This is a genomic window from Nocardioides sp. P5_E3 (assembly GCF_054049275.1).
Window position 1 is genome coordinate 200,423 of sequence record NZ_JBFUMR010000003.1, and the last position, 12,477, is coordinate 212,899.

General features: G+C 72.7%; 12 protein-coding genes. 9 read left to right on the plus strand and 3 right to left on the minus strand.

Annotation, left to right across the window (positions count from 1 at the left end; translation table 11 throughout):
- Positions 1-91: 91 nt before the first annotated feature.
- Positions 92-436, minus strand: a complete 345-nt coding sequence (locus ACXJKB_RS02930; RefSeq protein WP_457185243.1) for a TraR/DksA family transcriptional regulator — start codon at positions 434-436, stop codon at positions 92-94.
- Between the two features lie 90 nt (positions 437-526).
- Between ACXJKB_RS02930 and ACXJKB_RS02935 the strand changes: the two genes are divergently transcribed.
- The 6 genes from ACXJKB_RS02935 to cimA all read left to right on the plus strand — a co-directional run bounded on the left by ACXJKB_RS02935 (position 527) and on the right by cimA (position 7,943).
- A complete protein-coding gene (locus tag ACXJKB_RS02935; RefSeq protein WP_457185245.1) occupies positions 527-2,320 on the plus strand; it encodes a serine/threonine protein kinase in 1,794 nt (597 codons plus the stop codon).
- Between the two features lie 71 nt (positions 2,321-2,391).
- Complete coding sequence (locus ACXJKB_RS02940) at positions 2,392-2,943, plus strand: DUF5709 domain-containing protein (protein ID WP_457185247.1); 552 nt, start codon at positions 2,392-2,394, stop codon at positions 2,941-2,943.
- 143 nt (positions 2,944-3,086) lie between these two features.
- On the plus strand, positions 3,087-4,121 hold the full coding sequence (locus tag ACXJKB_RS02945) for a zinc metalloprotease (protein WP_457185249.1): 1,035 nt from the start codon (positions 3,087-3,089) through the stop codon (positions 4,119-4,121).
- 81 nt (positions 4,122-4,202) lie between these two features.
- Positions 4,203-5,528, plus strand: coding sequence for a circularly permuted type 2 ATP-grasp protein (locus ACXJKB_RS02950; protein ID WP_457185251.1), 1,326 nt, complete (start codon positions 4,203-4,205; stop codon positions 5,526-5,528).
- A gap of 130 nt (positions 5,529-5,658) precedes the next feature.
- Positions 5,659-6,075, plus strand: a complete 417-nt coding sequence (locus ACXJKB_RS02955; RefSeq protein WP_457185253.1) for a hypothetical protein — start codon at positions 5,659-5,661, stop codon at positions 6,073-6,075.
- A 287-nt stretch (positions 6,076-6,362) separates the two neighbouring features.
- Positions 6,363-7,943, plus strand: coding sequence for a citramalate synthase (cimA, locus tag ACXJKB_RS02960; RefSeq protein WP_457185255.1), 1,581 nt, complete (start codon positions 6,363-6,365; stop codon positions 7,941-7,943).
- 42 nt (positions 7,944-7,985) lie between these two features.
- Here cimA and ACXJKB_RS02965 read toward each other — a convergent pair whose 3' ends face one another.
- On the minus strand, positions 7,986-9,776 hold the full coding sequence (locus ACXJKB_RS02965; RefSeq protein ID WP_457185257.1) for an LVIVD repeat-containing protein: 1,791 nt from the start codon (positions 9,774-9,776) through the stop codon (positions 7,986-7,988).
- 189 nt (positions 9,777-9,965) lie between these two features.
- On the opposite strand from ACXJKB_RS02965, the gene ACXJKB_RS02970 reads away from it, so the two are divergent.
- Positions 9,966-10,661 (plus strand): DUF305 domain-containing protein, encoded by a 696-nt coding sequence (locus ACXJKB_RS02970; protein ID WP_457185259.1) that lies wholly within the window; start codon positions 9,966-9,968, stop codon positions 10,659-10,661.
- A gap of 18 nt (positions 10,662-10,679) precedes the next feature.
- Here ACXJKB_RS02970 and ACXJKB_RS02975 read toward each other — a convergent pair whose 3' ends face one another.
- Complete coding sequence (locus ACXJKB_RS02975; protein ID WP_457185261.1) at positions 10,680-11,267, minus strand: TetR/AcrR family transcriptional regulator; 588 nt, start codon at positions 11,265-11,267, stop codon at positions 10,680-10,682.
- Positions 11,268-11,339: 72 nt separating this feature from the next.
- Here ACXJKB_RS02975 and ACXJKB_RS02980 point away from each other — a divergent pair, with 72 nt between their 5' ends.
- Positions 11,340-11,894, plus strand: a complete 555-nt coding sequence (locus ACXJKB_RS02980; protein WP_300045966.1) for an NAD(P)H-dependent oxidoreductase — start codon at positions 11,340-11,342, stop codon at positions 11,892-11,894.
- 105 nt (positions 11,895-11,999) lie between these two features.
- A partial coding sequence (locus ACXJKB_RS02985) for an amidase family protein (RefSeq protein ID WP_457185263.1) occupies positions 12,000-12,477 on the plus strand: 478 nt, incomplete at its 3' end.

A 12,477-nucleotide genomic window follows, 5' to 3' on the forward strand; every position in this document is an offset into this window, starting at 1 on the left:
GGTGGCGGCAGATGGCACGGATCGGGTGGCCCGCGATGCGATGTGTCGCCACCTCGGGCGACCCGGTCGGATGGGGCCGAGGCGACGGCCCCTACGCCCGCCGGGAGGCGCACCTGATGCACGTGCGGGCGGCGGGGAGGGCCTCGAGGCGGGGTTCGCCGATGTCGCGGCCGCAGACCTCGCAGACGCCGTAGGTGCCGGCCCCGGCCCGGTCGAGGGCCGCATCCACCTCGGCGACGTGGTGCTGCACCTGGCGCACGAGCGAGCCGATCTGGGAGCGCTCGAAGGCGATGGTCGTGCCCTCGGGGTCGTGCTCGTCGTCGGCGTTGGTGTCGAGGGAGGCGGCCACCATCGCCTCGTGGTCGCCGGTCAGGCTGGCCAGCCGCGCGAGCGCCTGCTCGCGCTCGAGCGTCAGGCGCCGTCGTACCTCGTCCACCGCTCCATCGTCGCCGACGCCTCCGACAGCGGCGCGCGGCGCGTCGTCCGGGATCGGGGGAACGACCGGCTCCAGCCGTATCCTCGTGCCGTGACGACGTCCCCGAAGGCGCCGCCGCCCGGGCTGACCGTCGGCGGCTACGCCCTGCGTGCCCGCCTCGGCGAGGGCGGCATGGGCGTGGTGCACCTCGGGCAGAAGCCGGGGGAGCGCCCGGTGGCGATCAAGGTCCTGCGCCCGGACGTCGTCGGCGACGACGAGGCCCGGCGCCGGCTGGCGCGCGAGGTCAGCTCCCTGAGCCGCGTCCGCAGCCGTCGCATCGCCGAGATCGTCGACGCCGACCCGTTCGGCGAGATCCCCTTCGTCGCCACCCGCTACGTGCCCGGCCTCTCGCTCCACGACCACGTGCAGGAGGAGGGAGCGCTCGAGGGCGACGACCTGCTGTGGTTCGCCGACTGCCTCGCCGAGGCGCTCGAGGCGGTCCACTCGGTCGGCGTGCTCCACCGGGACATCAAGCCGTCCAACGTCATCATGGAGGGGCGTACGCCGATCCTGATCGACTTCGGCCTGGCCCGCGTCGCCGAGGACTCGCGCATCACCATGACCGGCTGGCTGCTCGGCACGCCGGGGTACCTCGCCCCCGAGATCCTCTACGGCGACGACGCCACGATCGCCTCCGACGTGCACGCATGGGCGGCCACGGTGGCGTACGCCGGCACCGGTCGCGCGCCGTTCGGCCGCGGGCCGTCGGTGGCGGTCATGGACCGCGTGCGACGCGGCGAGCACGACCTCGCCGGCCTGGACCCCGACGTCCTCGAGCTGGTCGAGGAGGCGCTCGCCCCGGAGCCCGCCGACCGGCCCACGCTCGAGGAGGTCCGCGACTGGCTCGAGCACCTCGGCTCGCCCGAGCCCGACGAGCGCGAGGAGCGCGCGGCCGCCCCCGTCACGCTGCCCTACGTCGCCGGCATCCGTCAGGACCTCGAGGCGCCGACCCGCGTCGGCACGGCCACGGCGGAGCCGTTCGCGCCGACCGTCGCGCCGGCGTACCCCCAGCCGGTCGGTGAGCCGGTGCACTGGTCCCACGACTGGGACCGACCGGGCGACGACGACCGACACGGCGACCGTGCCTGGCACGACGACGACCCCACCGACGACCAGCTCGACGACCGCACCGACGCCTGGCGCGACCACGACGCGACCGTCGGGTGGGGCGACGCCGGCACGCAGCCGCACCGGCAGACCCGCGTGCTGCCGGACGGCTCCACCGAGTACGTCGGCGACTACGGCCCGCCCGCCCGGCCGCACGTGCCGGCCGGCGAGCGGTTGCGCCGCACGCTCACCCTGCTCGCCGTGGGCGGCGTCGTCGCGGGCGCCATCACGTACGCCCCCTATGTCTCGATCGCCGTCCTCGTCGTCCTCGTCTGGCTGCTCCGCAGCGGCTCGCTGGCCGCGTCGTCCGCGGGCAACCGGCGCGACCGTCGCGGAGCCAGGTGGTACGACGGCATCCAGGTGCTGCTCGCCGCCCCGTGGCACGCCGTGGCCGGCCTCGGCGGCTCGCTGGTGCTCTTCCTGTGGAGCGCGGGTATCGCCTGCGGCGTCGCGCTGCTCTGCTTCGCGGGCTCGCTGTCGCTGACCACGTCGCTCGCCGTGATCGGGGCGATGTTCGCCCTGTCGACCTGGTGGGGCCCGGGCTCCGAGCGGCTCCGCTCGCCCGTCCACCGCGTCGTCGACCCGCTCGCCCGCCGCGGCGTGCCATGGCTGCTCGTCACGCTGCTCGTCGCGGCCGCGGGGTCAGGCCTCGGCGCGGCGGCGTCCGCGCAGGGCACCAGCTGGGCGCCCGACGACTCGGCCCCGTTCTCCGACGTACGGCTTCCCGGCTGGTTGTGACGGACCTCGCCGTTCAGGCAGGCCCGACCGGGGTACCTACCGGGTCCACGCACCCGACAGCAGGAGGACCGATGAGCTCCGACCAGCCCGACAACGAGAGCTACCACGGCTACAGCGTCGACGACGAGGACCAGCCCCAGGGCGACGGCGACAGCCTCGTCGACGACCGCGGCCTCGCTGAGCCGTTGGACGAGGGCTACTCGCCGCCGGAGAAGTGGTCGGCGGCGCAGGGCTACGGCAACACCCCGCTCGAGGAGATCCAGGGCGAGTCGCTCGACCAGCGGGTCGAGCAGGAGGTTGCCGAGCCCGACCCGTACGAGGTCGCCGACGAGGAGGCCGCGCGCGGTGACCTCGCCGCGATGGTGGCCGAGGACTCGAGCGAGGGCGAGGCCGTGCAGGCCGACGTCGAGGAGGCCGAGGGCGAGCGGGCGGGACGCCTGGTCGCCGCGGACGAAGGTGTCCGGACCGACACCGAGAAGGACCTCGTCGCCGAGGACGTGGGCATCGACGGCGCCGCGGCCGGCGCCGAGGAGGCGGCCGTGCACGTGGTCGACGACCCCGAGCCCGCGGACCCGCTGCTCCTCGACGGTGAGGTCGTGGACGAGGAGCCCGACCGACCGTAGCGACGACCCACGAGAGCCCCCGACCCCCCGGGTCGGGGGCTCTCGCGTCGTCAGGACGGCCTGCTCCACCCGAAGGTGGGTCTTCTCCCGGTGTGCCCGGCGGGCTTACGTTCCCTCCACCGACTCACGTGAGGGGACCCCCCATGCACCTTCGCAGCACCCTTGCCGTACGACGCATCGGCGTCGCAGTGACCGCACTCGCCCTCGGGATGGGCATGTCGACGCCGTCCTCCGGGGCGCCGGCGAAGGACAAGCCCACCGACTGCATCGACTACGGCGACGTCACCGCGGCGCCGGCCGGCACGATCCCGCGCGACGACCTGCAGGTCGTTCACCAGGACCCGCTGGCCGGGGCGTTGAAGGCTGCCAGGGCGGCTCGCACGTCCGCGAGGGGCAAGCCGGGCTCCGGCACGACGGCGGCGGCCTTCGCCCCCGTGACCGTCCCGGTCCGCTTCCACGTGATCGCCAAGGACCGCGGCCAGGAGGGCGGCGACGTCTCCGACGCCCGCATCGCCGAGCAGATCCGGGTGCTCAACGCGGCCTACGCCCCGCACGGCTTCTCCTTCGTGCTCGAGCAGGTCACCCGCACCTACGAGCCCCAGTGGTTCAACCTCATCTCCTCCAACGGCGGCGACCCGCGCTTCTACCGCGGCGGCGGCAAGGAGGTGGCGATGAAGAAGGCGCTCTACGGCGACAGCACGTCGGAGACGCTCAACATCTACTCGGCCTCCCTCGGCCAGTCGCTCCTCGGCTGGGCCTACTTCCCCTCCGACTTCGACGCCGCGGCGACGGCCGGCAACCCGCTCCCGCAGTACCGCGACGGCGTGGTCGTCGACTACCGGAGCCTCCCGACCGTGCCCGACGACACCGGCGACAGCCGCGCGTACAGCACCTACGGCGAGGGCGACACGGCGACGCACGAGATCGGGCACTGGCTCGAGCTCTACCACACGTTCCAGGGCGGGTGCTCCGAGCCGGGGGACTACGTCGCCGACACCGCGCCCGAGGCCTCGCCGGCGTTCCAGTGCCCGGTCGGGCGCGACACGTGCGCGGGTGGGGGAGTGGACCCGATCACGAACTTCATGGACTACACCTACGACTCCTGCATGACGCAGTTCACCGCGGGCCAGGCGGCCCGCATGCAGGCGGCGTGGACGGCGTACCGCGAGATCGGCTGACCGACCGGAAGACCGGACGTCCCCCCGCAGGCACCTCCCTACGGGGGGACGGTCCGGTCACACCCTTGGTAGACAGGTCGGATGCACCAGCCTGCTGACCCGACCCACCCGACCGACCCCACCCAGCGACCGTCGTCCGCGGCGGAGCGCGACGACCTGAGCCGCCGCGTCAACGCCGTGCTGGAGGAGCGGGGCGTGCGCTTCGGTGGAGCGGGCGGCCACGCCTTCCGCGCCGACCCCGTCCCGCGCCTGCTCGACCCGGGGGAGTGGGAGCTCCTCGCCGACGGCCTGGCACAGCGCATCCGCGCGCTCGACGCCTTCGTCGCGGACGTCTACGCCGAGCGTCGGTGTGTCTCCGACGGCGTCGTGCCGGCCCACGTCCTGGACGCGACGCCCTACCTCGAGCAGGACCTCACCGGTAGTGCCCCGGTGGCGGGCGCCTGGATCTCGGTCGCCGGCTTCGACGTCGTCCGCGACGAGGACGGCACGCTGCTGGTGCTGGAGGACAACCTCCGCACGCCGTCGGGGATGGCGTACGCCATGGCCGTGTCCGAGGCCGTGTCGGAGGTGCTGGGCGTCGAGCCGTCGTCCGGCCTCGACGAGTGCGCCTCGGCGCTGCGCCGCTGCCTCGAGGCGACGAACCCCGAGGGGGAGGGCGCGCTCGTGCTGCTCACCGACGGCGAGGAGAACTCGGCCTACTACGAGCACCGGCGCCTCGCCGCCGAGGCCGGGCTGGAGCTCGTCGAGCCCGACGGCCTCCGGCGCGACGGGGACGGGCTGCGACTGGCCGACGGGACGCCCGTGCGTGCCGCCTACCGCCGCACCGAGCAGGACGGCCTCGCGCCGCGCGACCCCGGCGTCGACGTGGCGGGCCTGCTGCTCGAGCCCTGGCGTGCCGGTCGGGTGGGCATGGTGAACTGCTACGGCACCGGTGTCGCCGACGACAAGTCCGTCTACGCGCACGTCGACGACATGGTCCGCTACTACCTGCACGAGGAGCCGCGGGTCCGCTCCGTGGCGACCTACGACCTCACGGACGCCGACCGGCTGCAGGAGGCACTGGACCGGCTGCCCGATCTGGTCGCGAAGCCCCGCGACGGGGCCGGCGGCGAGGGCGTCGTCATCGGGCCGACGGCGTCCGCGGACCAGCTGGCCGCCACCCGGCAGGCGATGCGCGACGAGCCGACGCGCTGGATCGTCCAGGACGTCGTCTCGCTGTCCACCCAACCGACGATCGTCGACGGCGTCCCACAGCCGCGCCACGTGGACCTCCGGCCGTTCGTGTTCTTCGACGGTCACGAGGTCACCGTGCCGCGAGGAGGCCTGACCCGCGTCGCGCTCGAGGAGGGGCAGATGGTCGTCAACTCCTCCCAGGACGGTGGCGCCAAGGCGACCTGGGTCGGCTAGCGCGACCGTGGCCTCGGCAGCCGGCGAACTGTACGAGAACTGTGCGGGTCGCTGGCCGTGGCGGCCGCCGTGGCGAGGCGGTGGACTGCTCGTGCTGGCCCGCAGGGGGTCAGCAGGAGGGGTGGAACACATGAGCATCATCACCGTCCGACGCGTCGGCGTCGTCACCGCTGGGGCCGCCGCCGCGATCGCCGTGACCGCGGCCAGCGCCAGCGCGCACCACTGCTTCGTCCCGATGTACTCGCTCGACGGCCCGGCCTCGCCGAACTGGTTCGTCGTCTCCGCCGAGGAGGGGGCGGGCTTCGAGGGCTACACCGCCGCCTGCGACGGCGCCCGCGACGCCGGGTACGCCGCGCTGCGCGACGCCGGCCTGCCGGTCGGGCTCAAGGTCTTCGAGAAGATGACCATCGGCGATCCCAAGGACACCGGCCGGATGAACCCCAACGGGGCCAACGGCAGGGGCTTGGAGTACTTCGGGGCCGGCTCGCCACTCCCGGAGGAGATGGTGGCCACGTACGTCGCCGGGGCGGACGCGTACGACTGCTGACCGGCCGCTGGTACTGGGGGACGATCTGGGGGGACGATCTGGGGGGACGATCTGGGGGGACGAACCTGCCCCGGGTGCTGCTCGTGGGGGGCGGCACCCGGGGCACGTTCGTGTCGACCGGATGGCGAGACGCAGATCTCACCAGCGGGGGATCGGTGGCACCATGAAGGCGTGACCGCCAGCACGATCATCATTGCCTAGCGCGACGGGACTCCCCGCCGCGCCGACCTCCTGCACCCCAGGAGGTTTTTTTCTGCCCCCACACCTCCGAGACCGAGAGACCTCCGATGGACCTGCACGGCTCGTTCCACGTCTACGACACCACCCTGCGCGACGGCGCCCAGCAGGAGGGTCTCAACCTCTCGGTCGCCGACAAGCTGAGCATCGCCAAGCAGCTCGACGGCCTCGGCGTGGGCTACATCGAGGGCGGCTGGCCGGGCTCCAACCCCAAGGACACCGAGTTCTTCCGCCGCGCCCGGGAGGAGCTCGACCTCCGCCATGCACGGCTCGCGGCCTTCGGCGCCACCCGCCGGGCCGGCGTACGTGCTGCCGACGACCCGCTCGTGGGTGCCCTCCGCGACTCCGGCGCCGGCGTCGTCACCCTCGTCGCGAAGTCGCACGACCGCCACGTCGAGCTCGCGCTGCGCACCACGCTCGAGGAGAACCTCGCGATGGTGCGCGACACGGTCACGCACCTGCGCGAGGAGGGGCAGATGGTCTTCCTCGATGCCGAGCACTTCTTCGACGGCTACCGCGCCAACCGGGCGTACGCCCTCGAGGTGCTGCGCACGGCCGCCGAGGCCGGCGCGGAGGTCGTCGCCCTCTGCGACACCAACGGCGGCATGCTGCCCGACTGGGTCTCCGACGTCGTGCTCGACGTCATCGAGACGACCGGCGCCCGCGTCGGCATCCACGCCCACAACGACAGCGGCTGCGCCGTGGCCAACTCGCTGGCCGCCGTCGCCGCCGGGGCGAGCCACGTGCAGGGCTGCATCAACGGCTACGGCGAGCGCACCGGCAACGCCGACCTCGTCACCGTCGTCGCCAACCTCGAGCTCAAGCTGGACCGGAACGTGCTGCCGCAGGGCCTGCTGCGCGAGGCGACCCGCATCGCGCACGCCGTGGCCGAGGTCACCAACGTGCCGCCGGCATCGCGCCAGCCGTACGTCGGCACGTCGGCGTTCGCCCACAAGGCCGGCCTCCACGCCAGTGCCATCAAGGTCGACCCCGACCTCTACCAGCACCTCGACCCGCTCGTCGTCGGCAACGACATGCGCCTGCTTGTCTCCGACATGGCCGGGCGCGCCTCGATCGAGCTCAAGGGCCGGGAGCTCGGCTACGACCTGAGTGACGACCGCGAGCTCGTCACCCGCGTCACCGACCGCGTGAAGGCGATGGAGCAGAGCGGCTACACCTTCGAGGCCGCGGACGCCTCCTTCGAGCTGCTGCTCGCCGAGGAGGTCGAGGGCGCGCGTCCGTCGTACTTCGACGTCGAGTCGTGGCGCGTCATCACCGAGACCCGCACCGACGGCGAGGCCATCTCGGAGGCGACGGTGAAGCTGCGGGCCGAGGGCGTGCGCTACGTCGTCACCGGCGAGGGCAACGGTCCGGTCAACGCCCTCGACGCCGCGCTGCGCGAGGCGATCGGCCAGGCCTTCCCGGAGGTCGCGAAGTTCGAGCTGATCGACTACAAGGTGCGCATCCTCGACCAGGGCCACGGCACCGACGCGATCACCCGCGTGCTCATCGAGACCACCGACGGGGAGTCGTCGTGGGTCACCGTCGGGGTCGGCGCCAACGTGATCGAGGCGTCGTGGGGCGCGCTCGTCGACGGGCTGACCTTCGGCCTGCGACGACACCACCGCTGAGCGGAGGCGCCGCCACCGGACGGGTGGCGGCTCCCTCCCTGCTCAGAGGCTGTCGCGCAGCTCGACCAGCGCCTGGCGCAGCTCGCCCTGGTCACCGGAGGTGCCGAGCACCCGGATGGCGTTGGCGAGCTGGGCCCTGGCTGCGTTGCCGGGGTTGTCGGCGAGCTTCTCCGCCTTGGCGAGGTGCTTCTCGACGGTGTCGAGCGTCGTGCCGGTCAGCTCGCCCGAGCGGACGGCCTGGTCGAAGTAGGCGCCGGCGACGTTGAAGCTCGGCGTCCAGACGATCTGCTCCTGGTGCTGGGCGTTGAACTCGTCGAGCTGCACCTCACGGGCAGCGTCGAGCTCGTTCTCGCTCAGCAGGTCGCTGGTCGTCAGCCCGAAGGTGTCGAAGCCGCGGGCGATCTCGCTGCCGTAGACCTGTCCGTTGAACCAGTAGGTCGACCAGAGGCCGCCGAGGTTGAGACCGGTCGGGTTGGGGGTGTTGATCGGCCCGCGGTCGAAGTAGGCGATCTCGACGGGGTTCGCGGTGTCGCTGAAGTCGATCACCGACAGGCCACCCTGGTACCAGGCCTGCACGAGGATGTCGCGACCCGGCACCGGCACGAGCGAGGAGTTGTGGGCCACGCAGTTCTCCTGCGTGGTCTGCACGGCGGGCATCTTGTAGTAGCTGGCGAACTCCATCTGGTCGCCCTCGAGGTCGAAGAGCGCGTCGGCGCCCCATTCCGGCTTGTCGGTCGCCCGGCAGCGGGCGCTCGTGCCGCCGCCCCACTCGTCGGTGAAGATCACCTTGGTGCCGTCGTTGTTGAAGCTCGCGGAGTGCCAGTAGGAGAAGTTCGGGTCGGACACCGTGTCGAGGCGCACCGGGTTCACGGGGTCCGAGGTGTCGAGGAGGATGCCGTTGCCCTGGCACGCGCCGGCGACCAGCTCACGCGCCGGGAACGAGGTCAGGTCGTGGCAGGTGTTGGTGTTCGGCAGGGGGGAGTACGCCGTACCGCTCGGGTGCAGGGTGCCGGGGGTCGTGTTCTGCAGCCCGTTGTAGGCGCCCGTCGCCGGGTTGGTGAAGATGCGCGGCTGGCTCACGATGGCCGCGGTCTGCGGTGCTGCGAGCGGCACCTTGATCACGTCGATGCGCCACTGCGTCGGGTTGCCCGAGGTGACCGGGGCCGGGTTGTTGGCGTTCGCGTTCTCGCAGCCCGCCAGCTCGGCCGCGGGGCGTACGCCGGACGTGCCGGAGTTGTAGATGTAGATGTTGGCCGGGTCGTCGGGGTCGCTCACGATCGTGTGCGTGTGGGACCCGCGGCAGGTCTGCACGCCCGGCAGCTGGACGGGGTTGCTCTGGTCGCTGATGTCGAAGATCCGCACGCCGCGGAAGCGCTCCGGGTTGACCGAGCCGGCAGCGCCCTGGCTGCCGCAGTCGATGCGGCCGCGGGTCTCCTCGACCGACATGAAGAGCAGGTCGCCGTAGACCGACACGTCACCCTGGCCGCCGGGGCACACGAAGGAGCCGCTCAGGGTCGGGTCGGACGGGTCGGAGATGTCGTAGAACTGGAAGCCGTTGAAGTTGCCCACGACCGCCGTGTCGCCGGTGAAGGCGAGGTCGGAGTTCACGAACCCGAAGTTGCCCGGAGCTGCGTCGAAGGGCGCCACGCGCGGATCGTTGTCGAGCAGCTCGATGTTGCTGCTCGCCTCGGACCAGGGGAGGTAGCCCGGCGCGAGACCCTCACGCGGGTCGTCCTCGGCGGCGTAGGCCATCGCCGGCAGGAGCGCGGCGGCCAGGGCCATCACCCCGGCGGCTCGTAGCACGGACCTGCTCGGACGGGGATGACGCGACATGTGGGTACCCTCCCGTTCGGGTCGCCCCAAAGCCCCGGGCCCGGGATGCCCGCCGCGAGATCGACCTACGATGTCGGACAACGTAGCGAGGGTGGGGGGTGGACCGCCATACCCGCGGCCGACCAGTTGCGGCACCGAGATCGAGCCAGCCAGCCGAACCAGCAAGCATCGAGCGAGTGGGAGACCCGCATGGGGAGCAGGAGCGACAGCGGCACCGGTCGGGTCCGTCGGTGGCCGGCTCTCCTCGTCGGCCTCGCCGTCGCGCTGGGGTCGGCGGCCTGCACGTCCGACGACGACCCGCCCGCGGACGAGGCGGCGCCGGTGGTCCAGCTCGGCGCCCCCGGTGAGGCGGGGAAGACGCTCTCGCCGGACGAGGCCGAGGCGATCGACGAGCCCACCTGGACCGACGCCGACGTCGAGTTCGTCCAGATGATGATCCCGCACCACCAGCAGGCGCTCGAGATGACCGCCCTCGTCGAGGACCGGGCCGCAGACCCCGACCTCGCCCAGCTCGCGGAGCGCATCGAGGTGTCGCAGCAGGACGAGATCGCGCTGCTCGAGAAGTGGCTCAGCCAGCGCGGCGAGATGGTGTCGGGCATGCACGGCGGGCACGGGGAGCACGGCGGTGCGGGCGACCACCAGGAGATGCCCGGCATGCTCACCCCCGCCCAGCTCGACCAGCTCGCGCGGTCGAAGGGCGACCGGTTCGACCGGCTGTTCCTGCAGGGCATGATCCGCCACCACGAGGGCGCGGTGGTGATGGTCGAGACGCTGCTCACCGGTGGCGAGGGCGGCCAGGAGTCCGAGGTGTTCCAGCTGGCCAGCCACATCGGCACCGACCAGCAGGTCGAGATCGCCGCGATGAAGGAGCGGCTGGGCAGCTGACCCCGCGGGCGCCTGCGGTCAGCCGACCACGCGTGCCACGAGGTCGTCCCAGGCCTGCTCGATCTGCGGCAGGCTGACCCCGTCGACCCGCTGCTGCTGGAGCGCCATCGCCTCCAGCGGGGCGAGCAGGGCGAACGCCAGGAAGTGCAGGTCGCCCGTCACCCCGAGCTGGCCGAGCAGGTGGCGCACGTGCATGAGGGCGAACCCGGCGGCAGCCCGGGAGCGGACCGGGTCCATCCCGGTGGCGGCCCGGATCAGGTCACCGTGGGTGACGTTGACCCGCATCCGCGAGTGGCCGAACGCCAGGAGCCGCTCCATCGGCGGTGCGCCCGGGCCCAGGGGAGGCGGGCCCGAGATGACGCTGCCCTGCCACACCGTCTCGGACTCGTTGAGGACCGCGGCCATCAACCCCTCCCGGCTCTCGAAGCGCCGGAACAGCGTGCCCTTGCCGACGCCGGCCTCGGTCGCGACCGTGTCCATCGTCACGCACCCGACCCCCCGGGTCTCCACCAGGCGCAGCGCCGCTGCGAGGATCGCCTCGCGGTTGCGCGCCGCGTCGGCCCGCTCCGGCGCAGGCTCGTCGGCCAGCGGCAGGAGGTGGGTCACGCCCTCAGCCTAGGTCGGAAGAAAGTTTGCCCGCACCGGAATAGAAGCGGACCGCGGTCCGTTTCGACGTTCATGACCACTCAGAAGCAGACCCGTGTCGCTGTCCTCCTCGGTTCCTATCGCGCCGGCTCGCTCAACCGCCGGATCGCCGAGCACCTCCGCGACCACGCCCCCGCGGGTGTCACCGTCGACGTCGTCGAGGGCATCGACGCCGTCCCGTTCTACAACGAGGAGATCGACGGCGAGTCGGCTCCTGCGGCTGCCACCGCCCTGCGCCAGTCCGTCGCCAGCGCCGACCGCGTGCTCGCCGTGACGCCGGAGTACAACGGCACGATGCCGGCCGTGCTCAACAACGCCATCGACTGGCTGTCGCGGCCCTACGGCCAGGGCGCCATCGTCGGCAAGCCCTTCGCGGCCATCGGCGCCACCCCCACGCCGTACGGCGGCAAGTGGTCGCACGAGCACGCCCGCCACTCGGCCACCATCGCCGGGGCCGTCGTCGTCGAGGGCATCGTCGTCGACGAGCCCGCCCTCGAGGGCGACCCGCTGGCCAACGAGGAGGCCGTTCAGCGCTTCCTCGGCGCCCTCGATGCCCTCGTCGCGCACGAGGTCGAGGTCGCGGCCTGACCTGACTCTGCTGCCGAAGTTCCCGCTTGTCGGCCGAAGCATCGGCCGACAAGCGGGAACTTCCCCGGATATCCGGGGAACGCAACGATCGGTAGGTTCGGCGGTGTGCTCCACGACCTGACCGCGCTCGAGCAGGGCGACGCCGTACGCCGCGGCGAGGTGTCGCCGCTCGAGCTGGTCGAGCACTACGCCGGCCGGGCCGACCGGGTGGGCGCGTTCGTCACGCCGACCCACGAGCAGGCGCGAGACCACGCCCGCCGGCTCACCGAAGCTGGACGCCCCGCGGACGCAGGTCCGCTCTGGGGCGTCCCGACGGGCATCAAGGACCTCCACCCGACGGCCGGGGTCCGGACCACCTTCGGCTCCGCGGCGTACGACGACTTCGTGCCCGATGCCTCCGACGACCTCGTCCTGAGCGTCGAGGCGGCGGGGATGCCGAGCCTGGGCAAGACGAGCACGCCCGAGTTCGGCTCGCCCTGCTACACCGAGCCCGACGTCGCGCCTCCGGCGGTCACGCCGTGGGACACCACCCGCACCGCCGGCGGCTCGTCCGGCGGGGCGGCCGCGGCCGTCGCCGCCGGCC